Source organism: Streptomyces sp. NPDC019937, assembly GCF_040631655.1.
GTDB lineage: Bacteria > Actinomycetota > Actinomycetes > Streptomycetales > Streptomycetaceae > Streptomyces.
On record NZ_JBEYAL010000040.1, the window covers coordinates 43,644 to 67,457 of the forward strand.

Genomic DNA, 23,814 nt, shown 5'->3' on the forward strand with positions numbered 1-23,814 from the left:
TCACAGCCGTACACTGAGGACGCGCTATGGACAGAAACGGACACACTGAGGTCACCGAGGTTCCGTTCCGGCCCTCCGTGGGAGCCCCGCCGGGAGCGGCGGTCCTCGACTTCGCCGGGCTGCTCGCCCGCGCCCGTGGCCATGACCTCGACGCCTACGCCCCGATGCGGCTCGCCTTCCACCAGCTGATCAGCGTGCGCTCCGGGGTGCTGCGCTGCTCGGTGGACTTCACCGAGCACGAGCTGGCCGAGGGCAGCTGGATGTGGGTGCGCCCCGGCCAGATCCACCAGTTCCGCTCCGACCTCGCCACCGCCCAGGGCACCGTCGTGCTCTTCCCGGCCGGCTACCTGGACGCCGCCACCGCGGAGGCCGCCCGGCTGCACGGCTACGCGTGGCAGTCCCCGCTGACCCCCGAGGGGGAGGCCGGGGAGGCGGTACGGGCCGCCCGGGACCTGCTGGAGGGCGAATACCGGGCGATGGCCGGGCCCCTGGAGGCGCATATCGAGGTGGTGCGCCACCTGGTGGCCGTGCTCGTGCTGCGGCTGGCCCATCTGCCGGGCGCGGAGGGCGGCCGCGACGCGGGCAGCGAGGCGTTCCGGCGGTTCCGCCATGCGGTGGAGCGCGACTTCGCCCGTACGCACCGGGTGGAGGACTACGCCGCACGGCTGGGCTACAGCGTGCGCACCCTCACCCGGGCCACCCGCGCCGCCGTCGGGTGCGGCGCCAAGCGGTTCATCGACGACCGGGTGCTGCTGGAGGCGAAGCGGCTGCTGGTGCACACCGAACTGTCCGCCACCGCCGTAGGGGAGCGGCTCGGCTTCCCCGACGCCACCGTCTTCACCAAGTTCTTCCGCCGCCGGGCGGGCGAGACCCCGGCGGGCTTCCGGGCCCGCACCTCGGGGGCCGGAGGCCCGCAGACCTGAAACCGGAAAGGAATCGCTGAGCACTCTTTCCCGAGTTCCGCAACTCGGGCGGGCGAACGGTTCAGCGATAGGCTGGAAGTAGTGTTCGCGTCCGCCGTAAGGGAGATCGCTTCCCATGGACCTCAACACCATCACCGAAGTGATACGGCGACCGTCCTCCGAGCCAGGCGTGGACTGGCGAGAAGGCGACGCTTGGCTCGCGGGCGGCACCTGGCTGTATTCCGTGGAGCAGCCGGGCCTGCGCCGCCTGATCGATCTGACACCGTTGCGCTGGAATTCCCTTGACCCGAGTCACACGGGCCTCGATGTGGGCGCCACATGCACCATCCGCGACCTTCATGCCTTCGCGCCGCCGGATGACTGGACCGCGGGCGGGCTGTTGGCGAAGAGCTGCGAGGCGTTCTTGTCCTCGTTCAAAGTCTGGAACTCGGCGACCGTCGGCGGGAATATCTGCCTGTCGCTGCCCGCGGGACCGATGATCACGCTGACGGTCGCACTCGAGGCACAATACGAACTGTGGGCTCCTGACGGAACGACACGAAGCGTCGACGCCGTCGACTTCGTCACCGGCGACCATCAAAACATCCTCGCTCCCGGGGAAATGCTGCGGCGTATCCACATTCCGGCACACGCGCTGAGGAAGCGTCCGGCGCACCGCCGCTTTTCGCTGACCAGGCTCGGCCGTTCGACGGTATTCCTCGTCGGTACGCGAACGCCGGGAGCGAACGACCTTTTGCTCACCGTCACGGCCGGCACCGTCCGGCCCGTGCGCATCGCCTTCGACACCATGCCCGACGCCCGACGTCTGGCGCGCAGTATCGAGGCCGTCCCCGACGGCGACTGGTTCGCCGACCCGAATGGGAGCCCCGACCACCGCCGCCATCTGACACGGCACTTCGCCGAGGAGATTCGCCGCGAACTCACGGCTGGGGGCCCGGTGTGACGTACATCGTGAACGGCAAGACCTTCGACGACGAACCGGAACCCGGTCAGTGCCTGCGCACCTTCCTCCGCTCACTCGGGCACCACGGCGTGAAAAAGGGCTGCGACGCGGGCGACTGCGGCGCGTGCACGGTGTGGCTGGACGGCGACCCGGTCCACAGCTGCATCACTCCCGCCTTCCGCGCGGACGGCCGTGAGGTGACGACGATCGAGGGTCTCGGGACACCCGGCGATCTGCACCCCGTGCAGCGGCAGTTCCGCGACGCGCCCGGCTTCCAGTGCGGCTTCTGCACCGCAGGGATGATCATGACGTCGGCGGCGCTCACCGAGTCCCAGAAGGAGGACCTGCCGCACTCGCTGAAGGGCAACCTGTGCCGCTGCACCGGCTACCGCGGAATCGAGGATGCCGTGAAGGGCGTCGCCGGTGTGGAGAGGGCCGCGCCGGGAGAGGCCGTCGGCAGGAGCGTCGGCGCACCGGCGGCCGACGAGGTGGTGACCGGCCGCGCCGAATTCACGATGGACACCCACATCGAGGGCATGCTGCACCTCAAGGTCCTGCACTCGCCGCACGCGCACGCCCGGATCGTCTCGGTCGACAAGACCGCCGCACTGGCCGTTCCCGGCGTGCACCGGGTCTACAGCTGGGAAGACGTGCCGCGCAAGCGTTTCACCACCGCGATCCATACCGACCATCTCGTCGATCCGGACGACACCTTCGTTCTCGACAACACGGTGCGGTTCGTCGGCCAGCGTGTTGTGGCGGTGCTGGCCGATTCCGTCAGGGCGGCGGAAGAGGGCTGCCGGAAGGTCTCCGTCGCATACGAGGTGCTGCCGCCGGTGTTCGACCCCGAAGAGGCGATGACCGAGGCGGCGCCGCAAATTCACGACACGGACGACCCCTTCGTCCGCGACCCCGTCCACAACGTCCTGTTCGAGATCCATTCCCACATCGGGGACGTCGACGCGGGCTTCGCCGAGGCCGATGTGATCCACGAGGGCACGTACTTCTCGCCGCGCGTGCAGCACGCGCATCTCGAAACCCACGGCTCGATCGCCTGGATGGAGAACGGCCGGCTGAACATTCGCACCAGTTCACAGTCGCCGTCGATCGCGAAGTCCAAGATTTCCTATCTCTTCGCGCTGCGCCCGGACCAGCTCAGGGTGTTCTGCGAACGCGTCGGTGGCGGCTTCGGCGGCAAACAGGAAGTGATCTCGGAGGATCTGGTGGCGCTCGCCGCCTTGGACACCGGACGGCCCGTCTGCTTCGAATACACCCGTGAGGAGGAGTTCACCACCGCGTCCACACGGCATCCGATGACGCTGACGGTCACACTCGGCGCGAAGGCGGACGGAACCCTCACGGCGCTCCAGGTCCGCAACGTGGCGGACACGGGCGCCTATGGCAACCACGGCGGCGAGACGCTGTACGCGGGCGGCGCCGCCGTCATGATCTACCGCTGCCCCAACAAGAAGTACGACGCGTTCTCCGTCTATACGAACACCGTGCCCAGCGGGGCGCTGCGCGGCTACGGGATGACGCAACCGGCGTTCGCGGTGGAATCGGCGATGGACGAACTGGCGCGCGCCCTGCGCATCGATCCGATCGAACTGCGACGGCGCAATGTGGTGCGGCCGGGTGAGCCGCTCGTCGCCATGCAGGAGGGCCCCGATGACGTGATGTACGGCGAGGACGGGATCGTGAAGTGCCTGGACCTGGTGGAGGGCGCCATGGCCCGCACCGCCGACGAGCCACCCCCCGGGCCCGGGTGGCTTCTCGGTACCGGCGTCGCGACGTCCCTGCACGAGACGGCGCCCCCGACCGAGCACATCTCGGAGGCCTGGGTCACCCTCGGCGACGACCTGGTGTACGAACTGGCCGTCGGGACCGTCGAATTCGGTGAGGGCACGTCGACCGCGCATGTGCAGATCGCGGCCGGCCGGCTGGGCACGACGCCGTCGCGGATCCGGCTGGTGCAATCCGACACCGACCGCACGGGGTTCGACACCGGTGCCTTCGCGAGCGCGGGGCTCTTCGTGGCGGGCAACGCGGTACTCCGGGCGGCCGATGCCGTGCGCGACCGCATCCTGGAATTCGCCGCCGCGCACACGGGCGCGGACCTCGCGGCGTGCTCGCTGGAGGACGGGGGCGTCGTCTGCGGCGACCGGTACGTGTCATTGGACGAACTCCTCGCGTCTGCCCGGGCGCGCGGAATCCGGTTCACCGCGGCCCGCAAGGCCTACGGCTCGCCGCGCAGCGTCACCTCCAACGCCCACGGATTCCGCATCGCGGTCCATCGGGTGACGGGTGAGATCCGTGTGCTGCGCAGCGTCCAGGCGACCGACGCCGCAGTCGTCATCAACCCCGCGCAGGTCCGGGGGCAGGTGGAAGGCGGGGTCGCCCAGGGGATCGGCTTCGCGCTGACCGAGAACCACCACATCGACGCGAACGGTGCCGTGGTCAACCCCAACCTGCGCAACTATCGCATTCCCACCTACGCCGACATCCCCCGCACCGACGTGCTCCTGGTGGATTCGGCCGACTCCTTCGGGCCCCTGCGCTCGAAGGGGATGGCGGAATGCTGCATCAACCCGGTGGCCCCCGCGCTGGCCAACGCGCTGCACGATGCCACGGGCGTACGCTGCCGTGCGCTGCCCCTGACTCCGGAACGGATCTACCGACGGCTCGGCGAGGACCGGTCGGTGCCCAGGGAGTGAGACGATGAACACCGAGAGCCCCGACGACTCCGCGGCAACCGTCATCATCGGCCAAAAGGTCCAGCCCGGGCTGGAGCGGGAGTACGAAACGTGGCAGCGGGACCTCAACACCGCGGCCGCGGGCTACCCCGGCTACCTCGGTGCCGAGATCTCCCCGCCGACAGACGTGCAGCCCGACTGGACCGTCGTCTACCGGTTCGACTCGATAGCCCACTTGCAGGCGTGGATGAACTGCGCGACCCGGCAGCGCTTTCTCGACAGCGGCGGCAAATACTTCGACGGTCCCGCGACCCAGCAGGTCATCAGCGGCGGCAAGCAGCCGGCTGATCCGCTGGTGACGGTGGTGGTCACCCACCGCGTCGCCCCGGAGCACGTCGACAGTTTCCTCGAGTGGCAGCACCGCCTGAACCAGGAGGAGAGCACCTTCGAGGGATTCCGCGGAACCGAGCTCTTCCGCCCGATCGAGGGTCTTCAGGACGAGTGGACCACGCTGTACCGGTTCGACAACGCCGAGCACCTCGATGCCTGGCTGACGTCGGCCCAGCGGCGGGAGGCCCTTGCCGAAGGGGAGAAGTTCAAGGACTTCAAGCTGCGCACCATCGACAACTCCTTCGGCAGCTGGTTCGCCTTCGAGGAGAACGGCAAGGAAGCGCCGCCACCGTCCGAGACCAAGACCGCCATCGCCGTGTGGGTCGGCCTGTACCCGACCGTGGTGCTTCTGACGCTCGCCCTGTCACCGCTGAAGCTGCCGCTCTGGCTCGGGCTGCTGGTGGGCAACTTGCTGTCGAGCTTCATCATGAGCTTCGTCACCATGCCCTACTACGTGAACCGGCTGCTCAAGCGATGGCTGCGGCCGTCACCGGGCGCGTCGGCGACGAAGACCAATCTCCTGGGCCTCGGCATCGTCGCCACGGTGATGGTGTTCTGGGTCGTCGTCTTCTACGTCGTGACGAACCTGATCTGGACGCTGCCCTGACCCGGTGGATCCCCGGGCCCATGGCGTGGGCCCGGGGGCGGGGTGGTTCAGCCGGTCGCGAGCCCGGGGTCGCTCAAGCCCGCGCGGCCCGTCCCGACATGGCCCGCGAGCCGCCGCACGAAGGTGCTGTCGTGGTCGGACACCACCGTCACGTCGTACCACTGGTGGCTGCGGCGCAGATCCGCGGTGTGGGTCACCCGCGCGCCCGGGCGCAGCCGGTAGGTGTCCGACTGCCCGTCCAGGTGTCCGTCCCTGACGGTGAGCCGTACCGTGGTGCGGCCCGGGTTGCTGAGGGTCAGCCTGAGCTGTCCGGTCCTGCCGTCGTGGCGCGCGCTCACCTGCGGGCCGTCACCGGTGAGGGCCCCCGCGAACCGCCGCTGGAAGCCGTCCGGACCGTGCACCTCGATGTCGTAGCCGGCCTTGCCGGGCGCCGCGCTCCACTCGCCGGACAGCCGCTTGCCCGCCTCGACGGTGTACCCCCACGGGCCGCCGGGATGGCTCCGGGAGGTGACGTGGAAGTGGGCGCCCGCGCGGCCGTGGTTGGCGAAGTCGGCGCGGAGGGTGCCGTCGCCCGCCGTGGCGTCGGCGGACAGGTCGTACGGCAGCGGTCTGGTGGGGCGCCGGCCCGGCTCCTGCCGGGGCAGGGCGGGCTCGGCGGGGACCGTGGGCACGTAGTCGGGGTGCCGGTCGCGGTCCTTGGGGAGGTAGCCGCTGGTGTCCGGCATGGCGGGCATGCTCGGGTCGGTGCGTCCGAAGTCGAACGCCGCGGTCAGATCGCCGCACACCGCGCGCCGCCACGGCGAGATGTGGGGCTCCTCGACGCCGAACCGCCGTTCGATGAACCGCAGGATCGAGGTGTGGTCGAGGGTCTGCGAGCACACGTAGCCGCCCTTGCTCCACGGCGACACCACGAGCATCGGGACCCGCTGCCCCAGCCCGTACGCGCCGGGGGCTTGCGAGGAGGAGCCGGGGAACAGCTCGCCGGAGGTGGTCACGGTCGACCCGCCGCGCCCGGGGGAGGGCGCGTACGGCGGCACGACGTGGTCGAAGAAACCGTCGTTCTCGTCGTACGTGATGAGCAGCGCGGTCCTGCTCCACACCTCGGGGTTCGAGGTCAGCGCGTCCAGCACCTGGGCCAGGTACCAGGCGCCGTAGTTGGCGGGCCAGTTGGGGTGTTCGGTGAACGCCTCGGGCGCCGCGATCCAGGACACCTGGGGCAGCGTCCCGGCCTTCACGTCTGCCTTCAGCAGGTCGAAGTAGCCCTCGCCCTTGCGGGCGTCGGTGCCGGTGCGGGCCTTGTCGTGGAGCGGGTCGCCGGGCGTGGCGTCGCGGTACTGGTTGAAGTACAGCAGCGAGTTGTCGCCGTAGTTGCCCCGGAAGGCGTCGTCGATCCAGCCCCAGCCGCCCTTGGCGTCCAGGCCGTCGCCGATGTCCTGGTAGATCTTCCAGGACACCCCGGCCTTCTCCAGCCGCTCCGGATACGTCGTCCAGCCGTATCCGGCCTCCGCGTTGTCGAGCACCGGGCCGCCGCCCGTCCCGTCGTTGCCGGTGTATCCGGTCCACATGTAGTAGCGGTTGGGGTCGGTGGAGCCCATGAACGAGCAGTGGTAGGCGTCGCAGATGGTGAACGCGTCGGCCAGCGCGTAGTGGAACGGGATGTCCTCACGGGTCAGGTACGCCATCGTCGTGGCCGACTTCGCCGGCACCCACTTGTCGTACGCGCCGCCGTTGACCGCGGCGTGGGTGTCGCCCCAGCCGTGCGGAAGGTCCCGGAGGAACTGCAGGCCCAGGTCGTCGGCGTCGGGCCGGAACGGCAAGATGTCCCTCGTGCCGTCGGACTGGTGCCACACCGTCTTGCCGCTGGGCAGGCTCACCGGGCGTGGATCGCCGAATCCCCGCACCCCGCGCAGGGTGCCGAAGTAGTGGTCGAAGGAGCGGTTCTCCTGCATCAGGACCACGATGTGCTCCACGTCCCGGAGGCTGCCGGTGCGGCGGTTCGCCGGTATCTCCGCGGCGCGCGCGATGCTCGTGGACAGCAGGGGCAGGGCCGTGCCGGCACCGGCCAGTTGCATGAATCTTCGACGGTCCATGGATGTCATGAGAATCCGGTCTCCTGTGGCGTGGCGAAGTGGAGCGGGGGAACCGGGGAAGTGTCTTCCGCCCGGTCGACGGGCACAACGGCGCCTGGAGGAAACGGCGGAAAAGACTGGTTGAACCTTGGTCGCGGCATTCACGGCGGGGACCGCATTAACGTGGAGGTATGCGCGGTGACGCGGTGACGCTGTTCCTCTGCGGCGATGTGATGCTCGGCCGCGGCGTCGACCAGATCCTGCCCCACCCCGGCGATCCGGCGCTGCGGGAGCCCTACATCCGCGACTCCCGGGCGTACGTCGAACTGGTGGAGGAGGCGAGCGGTCCGATCCCGCGGCCGGCCGGCTTCTCCTGGCCGTGGGGGGAGGCGCTGCCGGTGCTGGACCGGGCGGCACCCGATGCCCGGGTGGTGAACCTGGAGACGAGCATCACCGGCGGCGGCGCCTTCGCGCCCGGCAAGGAGATCCACTACCGGATGAGCCCCGCCAACCTCCCCGGTCTGGCCGTGGCCCGGCCCGATGTCTGCGTCCTGGCGAACAACCACGTACTGGACCGCGGACGGCCCGGCCTCGAGGACACCCTCGACACCCTGGCCGCCGCGGGCATCCAGGTGGCGGGCGCGGGCCGGGACAAGCGGTCGGCGCGCCGCCCCGCGGCCGTCCCGGTCGGTGACCACCGGCGCGTCCTGGTCTTCGGCTGCGGGACCGCCTCCAGCGGCATCCCGCCCGGCTGGTCGGCGGCCGGTGAGCGATCCGGCGTCGACGTGGTGTCCGAGCACGCGGCCGGTGACGCCGCCGCCCTCGCCCACCGCGTACGGCAGCTCAAGCGGCCCGGCGACCTCGCCGTGGTCTCGATCCACTGGGGCGGCAACTGGGGATACGACGTGCCCGAGGACCAGATCCGCTTCGCCCACGCCCTGATCGACGGCGGTGTGGACCTCGTCCACGGCCACTCCTCCCACCACCCCCGCCCCCTGGAGATCTACCGCGACAAGCTGGTCCTCTACGGCTGCGGCGACCTCATCGACGACTACGAGGGCATCGGGGGCCACGAGCGGTACCGCGATGATCTGCGGCTGCTGTACTTCGCCACGCTGCGGCCGGACACCGGTGCGCTCCTGGGCTTGCGGATGGTGGTCCTCCGGGCCCGGCGGATGCGGCTGTGCCGCGCCCCGCACGAGGACGCCGCATGGCTGGCCCGCACCCTGGCCCGCGCCGGCTCCGCCCTCGGCACCCGTATCGCCCTCGGCCGCGACGACGTGCTCACCGCGCACCGCGCCGAGCCCTGAGCCGTGACCCCGCAGCGGTCAGAGGATCTTGGAACGGACCAGGGCGCCGAGCACCAGCGCACCCGGGACCAGCGGAAGCCACAGCGTGATGAAGCGGTAGGCGAGCACCGTGGACGTGGCGGCCTCGACCGGGGCGCCCGCCGCGACCAGCGCGATCACCAGCGCCGCGTCGACCGAGCCGATGCCGCCGGGGGAGGGGACCACGGCGGCCACCGCGGAGGCGGCCAGATAGGCGAGCATCACATGCGGCGGCCAGACGTCCAGCTCCAGCGCGAGGGCCACCGCCACCAGACCGGACGCCTGCAGCAGCGGGAACGCCAGCGAACCGCCCCACAGGGCCAGCGCCCGGGACGGCCGCAGATGCAGGGAGCGGGCGTCGGCCAGCGCGGTGCGCAGGAAGTCACGGATCAGCTGGCGCACCCGGCGGACCAGCAGCAGCCCCGCCACCAGGACGACCGCCCCCGCCACCGCCGCCCACACCACCAGCCCGGCGGTCCGCTCCGGCAGCAGCGGGCCGACGCGCAGCGCCTCCGGGAAGGCGGCGAGCAGCACCAGCAGCAGCACGATCCGGGTGACGGCCTCCGCCAGGAAGTACAGGGCGAGCGCGGCCGAGGAGCGGGCCGGGGGAAGCCCGCAGCCGGTCATGAAGCGGATGTTGACCGCGCTCGCCCCGATCCCCGACGGCAGCACATGGTTGGCGGCGCCCGCGGCGAACTGGGTGGCGAACAGCCGCCTGGCCGGAAGCCGTTCCAGCACCGTGCCCTGCCGGGCGAACGACACCGCGACCCAGCCGAGCCCCGTCGTCGCGACCGCCGTCAGCAGCCACCACGGATCGGCGGTGAGCATCTGACGGGCCCCGGAACCGATCAGCGAGCGGTGCCGGCCCACCCAGACGGCGACCGCGACCAGCGGCGCGAGGCACAGGACCTGGCGCAGCGGCAGCCGCCGGTACAGGGGGCGGGGTTCCCGCCGTATGGGCACTGGGTGCCGCACGGGTACTGTCAGCCGCATCGCATCGTCCCTATCCCGTCGCCGCGCGGCCGGTCGGGGCCGACCGCGGTGCCGGGGCGCGCGCCGGGGCCGTACCCGGAGCCGCCTCCCGCAGCGGCAGCGCCAGCAGCAGCCCGAGGCAGATCCACACATACGCGTTGCTGCCGAGGAAACCGGTCACCCCGGTCGCGTCGAACCGCCACAGCCACACCAGGCTGCTGCAGAGGATCACATAGACCACCGCGGCGACCCGCAACAGCGTCCGGCGCCGCCGCGGTGGCGTATCCGGCCGCAGCCCGGACTCGGCGAGCACGATGAGCGCCGGGATCAGCCACACCAGGTGGTGCACCCAGGTGATCGGGCTGACCAGGCAGGCGGCGATGCCGGTGAGGGCGTAGCCCGCCGGTTCGTCGCCGACGGCGGCCGCCTGCCGCACCCGGTACGCCCACACCGCCAGCAGGGCCAGCACCCCGGCCGCCCAGACCGCACCGCTGGGCTCGACCGGGGCCACGAGCCGCGCCAGCACGCCCTCCCATGACTGGTTGGAGACGTAGGACAGCACCCCGATGCGGTCGGTGTCCCACAGCGCCTCGGTCCAGTAGACCCGGGAGGCGGTGGGCGCCGCGCACACGGCCAGCAGCGTGGCGCCCACCGCCGTGGCCGTGGCGGCGGTGGCGGCCCGCCACCGCCGGGTGACCACGAGATAGACGATGAAGATCGCCGGGGTGAGCTTGACGGCCGCGGCCAGCCCGGTCCCGTACCCGGCGAAGCGGCCGTACCCGGTGGCCAGCAGCCGGGCGTCCAGCAGCACCAGGACCAGCAGCAGCAGATTGACCTGGCCGAAGCTGAAGGTGTCCCGGACCGGTTCCAGCAGCGAGAACAGACAGCCCGCCACGGTGAAGGCGAACCAGGTGTTCCAGCCCCGGCGGCGCACGACCGGCCCGATCAGCCAGGTCAGGACGACCGCCGAGGCGGCCACGTTGAGCAGCATGCTGACGCCGACCGCCTCCGGCCAGCTCAGCAGCGTCATCGGCAGCATGCACAGGGCCGCGAACGGCGGATAGGTGAAGCCGTAGTCCGCCCCGTCCGCACCCGGCGTGGTGAAGTCGTAGATGTGGCCGTCGTGCAGCCACTGGCCGACGGCCCCGTAGTAGACGCCCAGGTCGAACCAGTCCCGGTGCAGCGGGACGAAGGCCAGGAAGAGCGCGGCGGCCGTGGTGAGCCCGGCCGCCAGCAGCAGCCGTCCGCGGGGCGTGGTGGGCCCCGTCATGCCGAACGCTCCGGCCTGCGCGCGCCCTTCGCCGGGGACAGCCCCGGCCCGGCGGCGAACCCCGGGGCCCACCGCGCACACCACAGCACGCACAGCGCCAGCCCGCCCCCGCACACCGCGAACGTGAGCTGCCGGGAATCCGGGGCGAAGCCGCTGGGCAGTACGGCCAGCGCGAGCACCCCGCTCACCCCGGCCACCGCGCGGCGCACCGTGCCGCTCGGCGCGGCCGCGGCGATCAGGAACAGCCCCCACAGCAGGTACCAGGGCCGGATCGCCGGGCCGAGCACCGCCACCGCGGTCAGGCTCAGCCCCAGCGCGTACAGCGGCCCGCGGCGTGGTGGCCACAGCCAGACGGCCACCACGGCGACCGCGGTCGCGAGCAGCCCCAGCGCGTGCCACGCCGGGGTGGCCAGCGGCGCCAGCCCACTGCCGACGGCCTGCAGCAGGGCACCGGTGGCCCGGCCGAGGGCGCTGGTCAGCGCCCAGTTGCCGGCGGAGGCGGGGGTGGACAGCGCCCCGATCCAGCCGTAGCCGGTGCCGGTGACGGCCGTGGCCACGCCCGTGGTGACGAGCGCCAGCGCGGCCGTGGCGAGGAAGGCGCCGACGCGCCGTCTGCGGTCCGGCGCCCGGCGCGCCCAGAGCGAGGCCACCGCCAGCAGCCCCAGCGCGGCGGGCGCCTTGACCAGCGCGGCGAGCGTGACCAGGACGGCGCCGCAGGCGGGCCACCGGCCGGTCGCGGCCACCAGCCCGGCGCCGAGCAGCCCCAGCATCACCGCGTCGTTGTGCGCCCCGCCGACCAGGTGCAGCAGCAACAGCGGGTTGAGCCCGCCCAGCCACAGCGCGGCGCCCGGGTCGGTGCCGCAGCGGCGGGCCAGCACCGGCAGGGCGAGCACCATCAGCGCCACCCCGAGCAGCGCCATCAGCCGCAACCCGAAGACGCCCAGGGGCAGTTCGGCGCGCGAGGCGTGCGCGATCGCGCTCTCGAAGGCCAGCGAGACTGGGCCGTACGGGGTGGGCGTGTGCTGCCACACCGGCGCCACCTCGGCCGCGATCGGCCCGCCGAGCCGTACCGGGCCATGGGTGTAGACGTCGATGCGCGCGTGCACCATCGCGCCTTGGGCGAGGTAGCTGTACACGTCCCGGCTGAACAGCGGGGGAGTGGGCAGCAGCGGGGCCGCCCAGGCGGCGAGCGTCACCAGCAGGCTGCGGACGCCGGGCGGGCGCGGCCCGCGCACCTCGCGCCCCAGCCACCACCAGGCCGCCACCAGCAACACCAGTCCGAAGTAGGTGCTGACCAGGCCGAGCGCGGCTCTTCCGGAGTCCGGGGTGAGGGCATCCCCCACGGGCAGCGCTCCGGCCGTCGCGCCCCCGGCGGCGAGGGCGACCGAGCCCGCGAACCCGAGAAGCCGGCAGTGGTGCGGAGCGATGGCGGCACCTTGGAGAAGAACACGACGGACCAGCACCCGCCCCACACTCGCCGTGACGTATGGCCGAAACGTGACGCCGTGGTCACCGATGGCCGACCGGGAGGTGTCGGCCCCGTCACCCGCCCGGGCCGGCGACTCCGGCGAGCGCCCCGACCGGGGGCGCGCTGCCCTCGATCGACGACCAGGCCGCCTTGTCGGCCACCAGCCGGCGGAGTTCCAGCACTTCACGCGGGCTGTTCCAGCCCAGCACCCCCACCACCCGCCCCCGGTGGCCGTAGCCGACCACGAAGTGGCGGTCGTCCAGCGCGCCGTGGAGCACGGCGAGTTCCGCGTCGGCCGGAAAGATGCCGTAGGCCTGGATGTGGGCGTCGTACTGGTCGGTCCAGAAGTACGGCACGGGGGCGAACGGCCGGTCGTCGCCGAGCAGGTTGCGGGCGACCGCCTGGGCCTGTTCGGTCGCGTTCAGCCGGTGCTCCAGCCGCATGCGGGCCCCGAAGTGTTCGTTGTACCAGGAGGCGACGTCACCGGCCGCGTAGATGCCCGGCGCCGCCCGGCAGGCGGCGTCGCACTCCACGCCGTTGCTCAAGGCCAGACCGGACCCGGCCAGCCAGCCGGTCGACGGGACCGCGCCGATGGCGACCACGACGAGATCGGCACACAGCACCGTCCCGTCGGTCAGTTCGAGCCCGGTGACATGGCCGCCGGCCGAGAGGAACCGGGTCACCCCCGTGCCGCAGCGCATGGACACGCCGTTGTCCCGGTGCAGCTGCCCGACGAGCCCCGCGATCCGGTCGCCGAACTGGCGGCGCATCGGCACCGGACGCGGATCGATCATGGTGACGTCCAGCCCCATCCGGCGCGCGGCCGCGGCGGCCTCGGCGCCCAGGAACCCCGCGCCGACCACCGCCACCGTGGGCCTGCGCTGGAGATCGGCGCGCAGGGCGAGCGCGTCGTCGAGGGTGCGCAGCAGATGCACCCCGGCCAGGTGGTGGGCGTCGGGCAGACCGCGCGGGGTGACACCGGTGGCGATGACCAGGGTGTCGTACGGGACGCTGTCGCCGCCGTCCAGCAGGACCCGTTCGGCGAGGGTGTCGAGCCCGGTGGCGGACCTGCCGAACAGCAGCTCCGCGTCGAGCGCGCCCAGTTCCTCGTCCGTACGGAGCTTGATCCTGTCGTGTTCCCAGGTGCCCGCCAGGATCTGCTTGGACAGCGGCGGCCGGTTGTACGGGGTGTGCGGCTCGTCGCCGATCAGGGTGAGCCGCCCGCCGTAACCCAGCGAGCGCAGCGTGACGGCGGTGGTGAGGCCCGCCACCGAGGCGCCCACGACGACCACGTTGACCGGGCTGCTCACGACGCGGCCGGGGCGGTCGCCGGGCCGGGGCGGACGGCGGCGGCCCGGCGCGGGCCCGAGGCCGCGCATCTGTCCTGATCTAACGTCACGTGCACGGAGTTCTCCACGCTTGGGGTATCGGGCCGGGCGATGCGGGGCTACCGGAGCAAGGGGCAACGCGCTCACCAGGTGAGCCGGTTGGTAAACGACCGTTCTGCAGGCGCGACACGGAGGCTAGTTGGCCTTGTGTGCACAGCACAACACGCTGAGTTCAAAGATGGCCAATGAGGGTCACATATGAGCCTGGCATGTGCACGAGCTGGTCGGCGTGACGAATAACTCGGTCAAAATTCAAAAGTGGCAGGTCATCGACGCGCATGGGCGGGATGGGCGGTTGTCAACCACCCCAGGGTCACATGGCGGAAACACGCAGGTTACGGAAGCTCCTTTCGGCTCACGTACCGTCGAAGGGGTCGATGCGATGCCACGCCGACCAGACCACCCCTCGCCACCCGGAACACGGAGGATCCTTGCGCGCGCTCTCCGACCTGCCCCACTGGCTGACGCACCCCCTGGGCGGGGTGCGGACGCTGCGTGGCCCGGTGCCCTGGCCGGCGGTGCTGCGCGGAGCGCTCGGCGTGGGCCCGGCGGTGGCGGTGGGCGTGGCCACCGGCAACACCCCCGCCGGGGTGACCGCGGGCCTCGGCGCGATGTTCGCGCACATCAACGACCGCCCGGCCACCCGCCGCACCCGCACCGTACGCATCGGGCTCCCGGCCCTCGCGGGATCCCTCGGTCTCTTCATCGGCGCCTCGTTCGCCACGCTCGGGCTCGGCCCGTGGATCGCCCTCGCGCTGGCCACCGTCGGGCTCGTCTCCGGCGCCCTCAGCGCCGTCGGACCGGTCTGCTCGAACGCCGGGGTGCAGCTGATGGTGCTCGCCGTGGTGGGCGCCGGAATGCCGCTGCCCGAACCCCCGCCGGTGCGCGCGGGAATGCTGCTCGTCGGCGCCGCCTGGGTCATCGTGATGGCCTCGCTGCTGCCCCTGGTCCACCGGTTCCGCCCGGCGGCCGCCCCCGGGCCCGACGAACGGGGCGCGGTGGCCGCCGTGTACGACGCCCTCGGCGACCTGATGACGGTCGTCGGCACCGAGGGCGCCCAGGCCGCCCGGCGGCGGCTGACCTCCGCGTACGACACCGCCTACGAAGCCCTCTACGCCCACCGCATCCCCTGGCAGCGCCCCGACGAGGAGGAACGGCGGCTGCGCGACCGGCTCGCGGTGGCCGGAGGGCTGAGCGAGGCGGTGCTGACCCTGCTGTGGGAGAACGAACCCCTGCCCGCCCGGGTCGCCCGCACCCCCGCCCAGCTCGCCCGCTCGGTGCGCACCGGACTGCCCCCGGGACGGCTCCCCGCCCCCGTACCCGGCACCGCGGGCAGCATCGCCGTGCACCGGGCCGTCCTGCTCGCCGCCCGCGTCTTCGACGGCGAACCCGCGCCCCCGGTCGGCGCCGTCGGCCCCGGCCACCGGCAGCGGCTGCGCCGGATGACCGGCCCGGCCGGACGGGAGTACGCGGCCCGGGTCGCCCTGTGCGTCGGCGTGGCCACCGTGCTCGCGCGCTCACTGCCGGGCGACCACTGGTACTGGCTCCCGGCCACCGCCACCTTCCTGGTCAAGCCCGACATGGGCCCGCTGGTCTCGCGCGCACTGTCCCGGGCCTTCGGCACCGCGGTGGGCGTGGCCGTCTTCGGCGTGCTCGCCACCCTGCTCGGCCCGATGACCGGCCTGCCCGGGCTGTGGCCGGTCGCGGTGGCGTCGGTGTGCGCGGCGGCCATCCCCGTCTCCGTGCGCCACTTCGCGCTGCAGACGGCCGTGCTCACCCCACTGCTGCTGTCCCTCGTCTACCTCGGCGGCGACACCGACCCCGGCTACACCCGGCTCAGGGACACCCTGCTCGCCTGCGTGGTCGTGCTCGCCGCGGGCGCCCTGCCCGGCCTCGGCGGCCCGCGCGCCCAGGTGTCCGTCCGCCTCTCCCTCGCCGTCCGCGCCACCCGCGACCACCTGGACCGGGTGCTGACCGCCGAGGCGCCCTACGCGGAGCGGCTGCGGCTGCGCCGCGAGGCCTACCGCGCACTGGCCGACGCCCGCCGCGCGGTGGAGGTGGCGAGCGCCGAACACCCGCCGTTCGGGCGGGACCTGGCGGCCTGGGCGCCGGTGGTCTCCGCGCTGGAGGAGATCGTGGACGCCGCCACCGCGTGCGGCGTCCGGCTCGACCAGGGCGCGCCGTACCCCGACGCGGAACTGGCCGCCCGGCTGCGCGCCGGACTGTCCGACCTGGCCGACGCCGTCGCCACCCGCCGGCCCCCGACGGACCTGGTGCTGCCCGCCGGGGCGGCGGTGACGGACTGCGCGACCCTCGCGGATGTCACCGCCGGACTGCGCAGGGCCCGCCGCCTCGCCTCGCGGTAGGGGTGTCTTGTCGAACAGGCCGACGGGGCATGATCGGCGAGACACATCCTGGCACCGCGGGGTGATCAGGCCGTCCGTCAGCCGCCGATCGCGACGCCCTCCAGGTGCAGCAGCCGCTCCTTGCGGTCCAGGCCGCCCGCGTACCCCGCCAGCGAGCCGTTCGCGCCGATGACACGGTGGCAGGGCCGCACGACCAGCAGCGGGTTCCGGCCGATCGCGGTGCCCACGGCGCGGACCGCGGCGCGCGAGGCACCGGCCCGCTCGGCGATCTGGCCGTAACTGACGGTCGTGCCGTACGGGATGTCCTCCAGCGCCTGCCACACCCGCTGCTGGAACGCCGTCCCACCGGAGACGAATTCGAGGTCGAAGCGGGTGAGCTCGCCCGCGAAGTACGCCCCCAGCTGGTCCACGATCTCGGCGAACGCCGCGTCGTCGCGCCGCCAGCCGTCCTGCACCGTGGCCCCGCGGGTCTGCTGGGGCACCGAGAGCGAGGCCAGAGCGGTGCCGCCCCTGGCGGTGGCGGACGGCGCGCCCGCCAGCAGCAGTTCGCCCAGGGGGCTGTCGATCGTCGTGTAGAGGGCCATGGCCCGGTCCTTTCCTTGCGTGTTCACGATGGTCCGTCCGATGTCCTCGGGAATCGGACACCTCGCCCAGGGGTCATGCGAGGGGGGCCGGGGCGGTCTTCGGGGCGTTCCAGAGGTGGTGCATGGCGTACGAACGCCACGGCCGCCAGCCCTCGGAGTCCTCCAGGAACGCTGTGGCGCGGCGCGCTCCGGCCCGCACCGCGACGTCCCCTTCCAGCAGGACGTCCGGGTCGCCCAGCGCCCGCATCCGGATGTAACCGGCCGTCCACGGGCCGATGCCGCGCAGCGCCAGCAGCTCCTTCTCGGTCCGGTCGCGGTCGACGCCGGTGTCCAGACGTACCGCCCCGGTGGCGAGCGCGGTGACCAGCGTGCGCAGGGTCGCGCGCCTGCTCTCCGGCATGCCGAGGTCCGTGAGCGGGCGGTCGGCGAGGTCGTCGGCGCCCGGGAAGAGATGGGTGAGCCCGCCGCTGGGCTCCGCGAGGGGCGTGCCGTACGCGGCGACCAGCGCGTTGCCCAGCCGCTGCCCGGCGGCGACCGACACCTGCTGGCCGAGCACGGCGCGCACGGCCAGCTCGTGCGCGTCGGCCGAACCCGGTGAGCGCAGTCCGGGCCGCGCCGCCACCAGCGGCGCCAGCGCGGGGTCGGTGCCCAGCCGCTCGGCGACCGCGTACGGATCGGCGTCCAGGTCGAACAGGCGGCGGATCCGCTGGGTGGCGGTGGTCAGATCGCGCAGCTCGGTCAGGTGCAGCCGGCACTCCAGCCAGCCGTCACCGGGGCGCTCGTCGATCTCCACGACACCGTAGCCGTGCGGCAGCCGCAGCGTACGGCGATAGGTGCGGTCACCCGGGTCGCCCACGACCTCCTCCACGCCGGTCAGGGCACGGCGGGCGAGGTAGCCGAACACCTCGGCGGTGGCGTACGGCCCCCGGTAGGCCAGCCGCAGCGGCACTCCGGCCGACGCCGAGGCGGCCCCCGGCGCCCGCCGCCCCACCGGCCCGAACCGGGAGGCCCGGCCCGGGCGGGCGGCGCGCAGCTCGGTCGGGGTGGCGGCGTAGATCTCCCGGATGGTGTCGTTGAACTGCCGCACACTGGCGAACCCCGCCGCGAACGCGATCTCCGCGGCCTGCAATCCGGTCGTCTGCAGCAGTATCCGCGCGGTGTGGGCGCGCTGCGCACGGGCCAGCGCGACGGGCCCGGCCCCCAGCTCCGCGCCCAGCTGCCGCTGCACCTGGCGGGCGCTGTACCCCAGCCGCGCCGCCAGCCCGGCCACTCCCTCCCGGTCGACCACCCCGTCGCCGATCATCCGCATCGCCCGCCCCACGGCGTCCGCCCGCGCGTTCCACTCGGCGGAGCCGGGCACCGCGTCGGGACGGCAGCGCCGGCAGGCCCGGAACCCCCCGCCCTGCGCGGCGGCCGCGGTCGGAAAGAAGCGCACGTTCTTGCGATGGGGCGTGGTCGCCGGGCAGCTCGGTCGGCAGTAGATCCCGGTGGTGGCGACGGCGAAGAAGAATTCGCCGTCGAAGCGCGCGTCACGGCTGCACACCGCCTCGTACATGCTGTCTTCGCTCATCACACCCCTACTGTGCGCCATCCCGGACCGATGCGCTGGCGGAAAACGGACATGGCGCTCACGGCGGGGCCGCGGGTCAGGGGCTCCGCTCCGCCTCCGGCTCCCGCTCCGCCTCGTCCGGCACGCGGTCGAAGGCGTCCGGGGACGGGGCGGGCGGGGCGGGGGTGACCGGAGCGACGGGAGTGTCGAAGCGGGCGACTTGCTGTAGTGGACCAGCCCGGCCAGCCGGTCGAGCGTGACCCCGCCGGCCAGCCGCAGCCTCCGGAGTTCAGAACCGAACCGGTGACGTTGCTCGAGCACATGTACCTCCGTAATGCCCTGCCGAGCAGCTGTGTGTCACCCCAAGTCAGCGTGGTGCTGCCGCCGGGCGCGGGCAAGGCGAACCGTGTTGTTTCCTGATTCCACTTCGAAAGGCAACCGGAAGCGGATACGTGTGTCGAGATGGCGCGCACCGTGTCGCACACGCGTACCGCACACTGGTGTGTCATGGAGCTGCAGATCACCGCCACCTCGCCCGAGCACCCGGCGTCACTCCTCGACCTGCCGTGGAACATGCCGCTGGAGGAGTGGCCGGAGGCGCATCTGGTCGCCCTGCCGCGCGGCATCTCCCGCCACGTCGTGCGGTTCGCGCGGGCGGGTGGCGAGGTGGTCGCCGTCAAGGAGGTCGGGGAGTGGGCGGCGGTGCGGGAGTACGGGCTGCTGCGCGACCTGGACCGGCTCGCCGTTCCGGCCGTGGACGCGCTCGCGGTGGTCACGGGGCGGACCGACGGGGACGGTGAGCCGCTGGAGCCGGTGCTGGTCACCCGCCATCTGGTGGGGTCGCTGCCGTACCGGTCGATGTTCGAGACGACCATGCGGCCCAGCACGATCAAGCGGCTGCTCGACGCGCTGGCCGTGCTGCTGGTGCGGTTGCATCTGGCCGGGTTCGCCTGGGGGGACTGCTCGCTGTCGAACACCCTCTTCCGGCGTGACGCGGGCGCCTACGCCGCGTATCTGGTGGACGCCGAGACCGGGCAGATCCAGCCGAAGCTGACCAGCGGGCAGCGGGAGTACGACGTGGAGGTGGCCCGGGTGAACATCGCCGGGGAGCTGATGGACCTGGAGGCCAGCGGCTCGCTGCACCCCTCGGTCGACCCGGTGCTCTTCGGCCAGGCCATCGAGGAGCGGTACACCGCGCTGTGGCACGAGCTGACCCGGCAGTCCGTCTATCCGGTGGCCAAGCGCCGCTACATCGACCGGCGGGTGCGGCGCCTGAACGACCTGGGCTTCGACGTGGCCGAAATGCAGATCGAGCGCTCTCCCGACGGGGACACCGTCACCTTTCTGCCCAAGGTCGTGGACGCGGGCCACCACCAGCGCCAGCTGCTGCGGCTGACCGGCCTCGACGCCGAGGAGAACCAGGCCCGCAGCCTGCTGAACGACCTGGAGGCGTGGATGGCCACCCAGGAGGACTACGCCCCCGGCGATCCGCTCGGCGCCCGCCCGGAGGTGCTGGCCCACCGCTGGGTGCGCGACAAGTTCCGGCCGACGGTGCGGGCCGTCCCCCTGGAGCTGCGCGGCTCCGCCGACACCGCGCAGATCTACTACGAGGTGCTGGAACACCGCTGGCTGCTGGCGGAACGGTGCCAGGGCGACGTGGGCCTGCAAGCCGCCGCCGAGGACTACACCCGCAACGTCCTGGGCGCCCGCCCGCCGGAGTGACCGGCGGCGGGCGGTTCGGCGTGCGTCAGGGCCGCAGCGCGGACAGCGTCCGCGAGATGGACGCGATGACGGCCGGTGCCTCGTTGTTGAGGTAGAAGTGGCCACCGGGGTACGTGTGCAGCTCGAACCCGCCGCTGGTGTGCTCGCTCCACTTGCGGGCCTCGTCGACCGTCGCCTTGGGGTCGTCGTCGCCCACGTGGACGTGGATGGGGGCGGTGAGCGGGGGGCCCGGGGTGTACCGGTAGGTCTCCGCGGCCTTGTAGTCGCTGCGGATCGCGGGCAGGACCATCCGCAGCAGCTCCTCGTCCCCGAGGACCTGCGAGTCGGTGCCGCTGAGCGCCTGCATCTCGGCGATGAGACCGTCGTCGTCGCGCAGGTGGACCGACTCGTCGCGGCTCGTGGACGGCGCGCGCCGCCCCGACGCGAACAGCACCACCGGCACCACGCCCTTCTGCTCCAGACGCAGCGCCACCTCGAAGCCGAGGGTCGCGCCCATGCTGTGCCCGAAGAGCGCGAGTGGCTTGTCCGTGTACGGCAGCAGCTCGGGCACCAGCGCGTCGGCCAGCTCGCCGATGGTGCTGACGCACTCCTCGTTACGGCGGTCCTGGCGGCCCGGGTACTGGATGGCGAGTACATCCACCCCCGGCGAGAGCGCCTGCGACACGGGGAAGTAGTAGGAGGCCGATCCGCCGGCGTGCGGCAGGCAGACGAGCCGCGTCGTCGCGTCCGGCGCGGGATGGAACTGCCTGATCCACAGACTGGTGCCGGTGGGGTTTGCGGTCACCTGACGTCCTTTCGAGCCACTGGTCGACGGCGTACGCTCGCGCGCACACACGGAATACAAGCCTGCCGGTTCGCCCCGAACGGCTACAACCCCTATTTTTCGGACGGGTTGTCGCTAGGGGGGTGGGGCTCAGTGGGGACGGTCAACGGGCCTTCGCGGTCACGCCCGGACGGCGGGCCGGGGACCGGCGGCGCGCACCGTCAGGGCTGCCAGCGCCTCCGGCGCGCCCGCCTGGCCACGGACCCCCGGGAACGCGTTGATGTCCACGATCACCGGCCCGTCCGGCCCGCGCAGCACATCCACCCCGTACACCTCCAGCGCGAACACCGAACCGACCCGACGCACCAGATCCAGCCATCCCGGCGGCAGATCGTCCAGGGGGAGCGGCAGCGTCAGACGGCCCTCCCGGCCGACGGCCAGCTCGGAGGTCCGCAGCGCGGCGAACACCGTGTCCGCGACGACCCACAGCTTGTGGTCCCAGCCGTCGTTGGGCGTGAAGTCCTGGACCACCACGGGCTCGTCGGGCCACGCGGCGGCCAGCTCCGCCAGCCGTACGGGACCGTCCACCCGGGCCACCAGATCGTGGCGGCGGCTGTGGCGGCTCTTGACGACCACCGGGTAGGCGAGCCGCGACGCGTCCAGCCGTGCGAGCGCGGACACCGTGCGGGTGTCCGCGAACGGCAGGCCGGCCTGCCGCGCCAGCGCCGCCATCGCCGTCCGGTCCTGGCAGAGTTCCGTGGCCGCGGCGGAGTTCACCACCGCCGCGCCGCGCCCCTCCAGGGACCGGGCCAGCGCCAGCGCCCTCGGCGTACGGGCCTTCAGCAGATAGACGTCGGCCGTTTCGCCGGGGACGGCGGCGGCCTCCGGATCGACCGCGAACAGCTCGTGGCGGGGCGTCAGCAGGGCCGCCGTATCGGCGAGGAGCTGATGGTCCGGGGCGGCGGTGATGAGACCGACCCTCATCCGGCACCCCCCACCGTCGCGGGCATCTGCACGGCCACCGGCAACGGCACCGGACCGGGCACAGTGTCGAGCACCGTGCCGGGGCCGCTCCCGCTCCGGCGGGCCAGGTCCAGCACCGCGCGCCCCACCCGGGCCGCCGCGTCCGGCACCTCCTTGAAGCTGGGGAAGTCGTTCACGTCGACGACCACCGGCCCGTCCGGGCCGAGCACGATGTCGACCCCGTACAGGTCGAGTCCGTACACCGCGCCGACCTCGGCGGCGATCGCGGCCACTTCGGGGGACAGCGCGACCCGGCGCCCCCGTACGCCCTGGTCCGGGTCGAGCGGTGAGCTGCGCTCTGTCGCGTACAACTCGCCGCCGACGCAGTACACCTTGAGGTCGATGCCCGAGTTCGGCACATAGGGCTGGGCGATCAGCATGCCCTCCCGGGCCAGTTCGGGACCGAGCGCCGCGAGCCGGTCCGGCGACGGCACCAGCCGCACCGCCCGCCCCGAACTGCCGTCCGCGGGCTTGACCACCAGCGGGAACTCCGATTCCGGTATCTCCGCCAGCGCCTCGGGGCGGGCCGCCGCGTAGGTGGCCGGCACGGGCAGGCCACGGCTGTGGCCGATCGCCGCCGCCAGCGCCTTGTCCCGCACCCCGCGGATGGACCGCGCGTCGTTGACGGTGGTGAGACCGACCGCGGCCGCGGCCTCCAGCAGCGTCAGACCGGGCCCGCCGGACACGGTCTTGAGCACCCAGGCGTCATGGCTTCCGACCCGGATCGCGTCGGATATCCGCATCAGGGAGCGGCCGGGCCGCAGGACGTCCACCTGATGGCCCCAGGCGGTGAGCTGACGGATCACCTCTTGCGGCATTCCGTCGTGGCGATAGCGCTCCTCCACCAGAAAGCAGAGTCTCATCGGTCTTCTTCCTCATCACCGGATACATCGTCCGGGCTGCCGCCGAGCGGATCCGGCAAGCCGTGGACCCTCAGGATGTCATCATGTGTTCTCCCGTCATTTCCTGCCCCACCCGGTTGGTCCGGTCCCGGCGCCACGGGCGGGGCGCGCAGAGGACGGCGAGGGCCATGACGAGCGTCCACAGCTGCGGCCCGAAGGCCGCGACCCGCTCCAGGCCGCCCAGCCCGATACCGGGATCGTGCCGGGTGAAGAACATCCATGCCGCGGTCACCGCGGCGGCGCCGATACCGTAGGCCGCGACGCGCGCTCTGCCGACCAGGGAACGCCGGGGCGCGCATCCGGCGAGGAGAAGCCCGATGTTGCCCACGCCCATGATGAGGAGCGCGCCCAGGACGTGCAGGTCCTCGTCGACGTCGGCGGGCACCAGCCCCACCAGGACCCAGGCGCCGGAGTTGACGGCGAACAGGAACCGGGCGCCGTGCGACATCCGGCCCCGCCCCCAGTGGACACCGGTCAGCAGCGTCCCCACGAGCAGCAGCACGCCCTGGACGGCGAACGACGTGTTCATGAGGCCGTGCAGCGGTGAACAGACGTACCGCGGGCGCGAGTCGTCCCACATCCCGCAGTGGACATTGCCCAGGTCGCTGATGTTGTTGTCGCGCCAGCTGTAGGGCGTACGCCAGCGGGACCCGGCGATCAGCTGAACGGCCAGGAACTGTACGGCGCCGACGATCCACGCGGCGGCGCCGATCCTGGCCGCCGGCAGCCCGCGGGCACCGGCAGGGGCAACGGAGGTCGATTTCATGATCACCTTTCAGCGCTGAGGGGGCGGCGGGGCATGCGCAACGCTCGCACTCGGTGATCGGCCCGCGCGTCACGGTGACGAGCGAAAT

18 protein-coding genes are annotated in these 23,814 nt (G+C 72.6%); 7 read left to right on the forward strand and 11 right to left on the reverse strand.

Going from position 1 to position 23,814, the window contains the following annotated elements; genetic code table 11:
* The first annotated feature begins 26 nt into the window (after positions 1–26).
* The 4 genes from ABZ562_RS32160 (at position 27) to ABZ562_RS32175 (ending at position 5,556) form a co-directional block, all read left to right on the forward strand.
* Positions 27–923: an AraC family transcriptional regulator gene (locus ABZ562_RS32160; protein WP_361486387.1), complete on the forward strand. Its 897-nt coding sequence runs from the start codon at positions 27–29 to the stop codon at positions 921–923.
* A gap of 115 nt (positions 924–1,038) precedes the next feature.
* Positions 1,039–1,866: an FAD binding domain-containing protein gene (locus ABZ562_RS32165; protein ID WP_361486389.1), complete on the forward strand. Its 828-nt coding sequence runs from the start codon at positions 1,039–1,041 to the stop codon at positions 1,864–1,866.
* Positions 1,863–4,580, forward strand: coding sequence for a molybdopterin-dependent oxidoreductase (locus tag ABZ562_RS32170; RefSeq protein ID WP_361486392.1), 2,718 nt, complete (start codon positions 1,863–1,865; stop codon positions 4,578–4,580). Before ABZ562_RS32165 ends, ABZ562_RS32170 begins: the two co-directional genes overlap by 4 nt.
* A gap of 4 nt (positions 4,581–4,584) precedes the next feature.
* Positions 4,585–5,556 (forward strand): antibiotic biosynthesis monooxygenase, encoded by a 972-nt coding sequence (locus ABZ562_RS32175; protein WP_361486394.1) that lies wholly within the window; start codon positions 4,585–4,587, stop codon positions 5,554–5,556.
* A 47-nt stretch (positions 5,557–5,603) separates the two neighbouring features.
* Here ABZ562_RS32175 and ABZ562_RS32180 read toward each other — a convergent pair whose 3' ends face one another.
* Positions 5,604–7,655, reverse strand: a complete 2,052-nt coding sequence (locus ABZ562_RS32180) for a phosphocholine-specific phospholipase C (RefSeq protein ID WP_361486397.1) — start codon at positions 7,653–7,655, stop codon at positions 5,604–5,606.
* A 161-nt stretch (positions 7,656–7,816) separates the two neighbouring features.
* Here ABZ562_RS32180 and ABZ562_RS32185 point away from each other — a divergent pair, with 161 nt between their 5' ends.
* Entirely contained in the window at positions 7,817–8,935 is a 1,119-nt protein-coding gene (locus tag ABZ562_RS32185; RefSeq protein WP_361486400.1) for a CapA family protein, read from the forward strand.
* Between the two features lie 18 nt (positions 8,936–8,953).
* Here ABZ562_RS32185 and ABZ562_RS32190 read toward each other — a convergent pair whose 3' ends face one another.
* From ABZ562_RS32190 to ABZ562_RS32205, 4 genes are all read right to left on the reverse strand, one after another.
* Complete coding sequence (locus ABZ562_RS32190; protein WP_361486403.1) at positions 8,954–9,928, reverse strand: lysylphosphatidylglycerol synthase transmembrane domain-containing protein; 975 nt, start codon at positions 9,926–9,928, stop codon at positions 8,954–8,956.
* 28 nt (positions 9,929–9,956) lie between these two features.
* Positions 9,957–11,195, reverse strand: a complete 1,239-nt coding sequence (locus ABZ562_RS32195; RefSeq protein ID WP_361486406.1) for a glycosyltransferase 87 family protein — start codon at positions 11,193–11,195, stop codon at positions 9,957–9,959.
* A complete protein-coding gene (mptB, locus tag ABZ562_RS32200; RefSeq protein ID WP_361486408.1) occupies positions 11,192–12,658 on the reverse strand; it encodes a polyprenol phosphomannose-dependent alpha 1,6 mannosyltransferase MptB in 1,467 nt (488 codons plus the stop codon). Before mptB ends, ABZ562_RS32195 begins: the two co-directional genes overlap by 4 nt.
* A gap of 79 nt (positions 12,659–12,737) precedes the next feature.
* Positions 12,738–14,042 (reverse strand): FAD-dependent oxidoreductase, encoded by a 1,305-nt coding sequence (locus ABZ562_RS32205; RefSeq protein WP_361486411.1) that lies wholly within the window; start codon positions 14,040–14,042, stop codon positions 12,738–12,740.
* A 440-nt stretch (positions 14,043–14,482) separates the two neighbouring features.
* Between ABZ562_RS32205 and ABZ562_RS32210 the strand changes: the two genes are divergently transcribed.
* Positions 14,483–16,417 (forward strand): FUSC family protein, encoded by a 1,935-nt coding sequence (locus ABZ562_RS32210; protein ID WP_361486413.1) that lies wholly within the window; start codon positions 14,483–14,485, stop codon positions 16,415–16,417.
* 77 nt (positions 16,418–16,494) lie between these two features.
* Here ABZ562_RS32210 and ABZ562_RS32215 read toward each other — a convergent pair whose 3' ends face one another.
* Both ABZ562_RS32215 and ABZ562_RS32220 read right to left on the reverse strand, forming a co-directional pair.
* Positions 16,495–17,001 carry a methylated-DNA--[protein]-cysteine S-methyltransferase gene (locus tag ABZ562_RS32215; RefSeq protein ID WP_361486481.1) on the reverse strand — a complete coding sequence of 169 codons (507 nt, stop codon included), beginning with the start codon at positions 16,999–17,001 and terminating at the stop codon, positions 16,495–16,497.
* A 73-nt stretch (positions 17,002–17,074) separates the two neighbouring features.
* Complete coding sequence (locus ABZ562_RS32220; protein ID WP_361486416.1) at positions 17,075–18,571, reverse strand: AlkA N-terminal domain-containing protein; 1,497 nt, start codon at positions 18,569–18,571, stop codon at positions 17,075–17,077.
* Positions 18,572–19,057: 486 nt separating this feature from the next.
* On the opposite strand from ABZ562_RS32220, the gene ABZ562_RS32225 reads away from it, so the two are divergent.
* A complete protein-coding gene (locus tag ABZ562_RS32225) occupies positions 19,058–20,272 on the forward strand; it encodes a DUF4032 domain-containing protein (RefSeq protein ID WP_361486419.1) in 1,215 nt (404 codons plus the stop codon).
* 25 nt (positions 20,273–20,297) lie between these two features.
* Here ABZ562_RS32225 and ABZ562_RS32230 read toward each other — a convergent pair whose 3' ends face one another.
* From ABZ562_RS32230 to ABZ562_RS32245, 4 genes are all read right to left on the reverse strand, one after another.
* Complete coding sequence (locus ABZ562_RS32230) at positions 20,298–21,056, reverse strand: alpha/beta fold hydrolase (protein WP_361486422.1); 759 nt, start codon at positions 21,054–21,056, stop codon at positions 20,298–20,300.
* Positions 21,057–21,215: 159 nt separating this feature from the next.
* The gene (locus tag ABZ562_RS32235) at positions 21,216–22,019 is read right to left on the reverse strand and encodes an alpha-L-glutamate ligase (protein ID WP_361486425.1); all 804 of its coding nucleotides are present in this window, start codon (positions 22,017–22,019) and stop codon (positions 21,216–21,218) included.
* Positions 22,016–22,921 (reverse strand): hypothetical protein, encoded by a 906-nt coding sequence (locus ABZ562_RS32240; RefSeq protein WP_361486428.1) that lies wholly within the window; start codon positions 22,919–22,921, stop codon positions 22,016–22,018. The genes ABZ562_RS32235 and ABZ562_RS32240 overlap by 4 nt, the downstream gene beginning before the upstream one ends.
* A gap of 70 nt (positions 22,922–22,991) precedes the next feature.
* Positions 22,992–23,726, reverse strand: coding sequence for a DUF998 domain-containing protein (locus tag ABZ562_RS32245; RefSeq protein ID WP_361486431.1), 735 nt, complete (start codon positions 23,724–23,726; stop codon positions 22,992–22,994).
* Between the last annotated feature and the right edge of the window lie 88 nt (positions 23,727–23,814).

Excerpts from the sequence above, each read along its gene's own strand:
- ABZ562_RS32215 (WP_361486481.1), bottom strand. The coding sequence starts at position 17,001 with ATGGCCCTCTACACGACGATCGACAGCCCCCTGGGCGAACTGCTGCTG.
- ABZ562_RS32245 (WP_361486431.1), bottom strand. The coding sequence starts at position 23,726 with ATGAAATCGACCTCCGTTGCCCCTGCCGGTGCCCGCGGGCTGCCGGCG.
- ABZ562_RS32175 (WP_361486394.1), top strand. The coding sequence starts at position 4,585 with ATGAACACCGAGAGCCCCGACGACTCCGCGGCAACCGTCATCATCGGC.
- ABZ562_RS32195 (WP_361486406.1), bottom strand. The coding sequence starts at position 11,195 with ATGACGGGGCCCACCACGCCCCGCGGACGGCTGCTGCTGGCGGCCGGG.
- ABZ562_RS32220 (WP_361486416.1), bottom strand. The coding sequence starts at position 18,571 with ATGAGCGAAGACAGCATGTACGAGGCGGTGTGCAGCCGTGACGCGCGC.
- ABZ562_RS32225 (WP_361486419.1), top strand. The coding sequence starts at position 19,058 with ATGGAGCTGCAGATCACCGCCACCTCGCCCGAGCACCCGGCGTCACTC.
- ABZ562_RS32240 (WP_361486428.1), bottom strand. The coding sequence starts at position 22,921 with ATGAGACTCTGCTTTCTGGTGGAGGAGCGCTATCGCCACGACGGAATG.
- ABZ562_RS32180 (WP_361486397.1), bottom strand. The coding sequence starts at position 7,655 with ATGACATCCATGGACCGTCGAAGATTCATGCAACTGGCCGGTGCCGGC.
- ABZ562_RS32165 (WP_361486389.1), top strand. The coding sequence starts at position 1,039 with ATGGACCTCAACACCATCACCGAAGTGATACGGCGACCGTCCTCCGAG.
- ABZ562_RS32185 (WP_361486400.1), top strand. The coding sequence starts at position 7,817 with ATGCGCGGTGACGCGGTGACGCTGTTCCTCTGCGGCGATGTGATGCTC.
- ABZ562_RS32235 (WP_361486425.1), bottom strand. The coding sequence starts at position 22,019 with ATGAGGGTCGGTCTCATCACCGCCGCCCCGGACCATCAGCTCCTCGCC.
- ABZ562_RS32205 (WP_361486411.1), bottom strand. The coding sequence starts at position 14,042 with ATGCGCGGCCTCGGGCCCGCGCCGGGCCGCCGCCGTCCGCCCCGGCCC.
- ABZ562_RS32160 (WP_361486387.1), top strand. The coding sequence starts at position 27 with ATGGACAGAAACGGACACACTGAGGTCACCGAGGTTCCGTTCCGGCCC.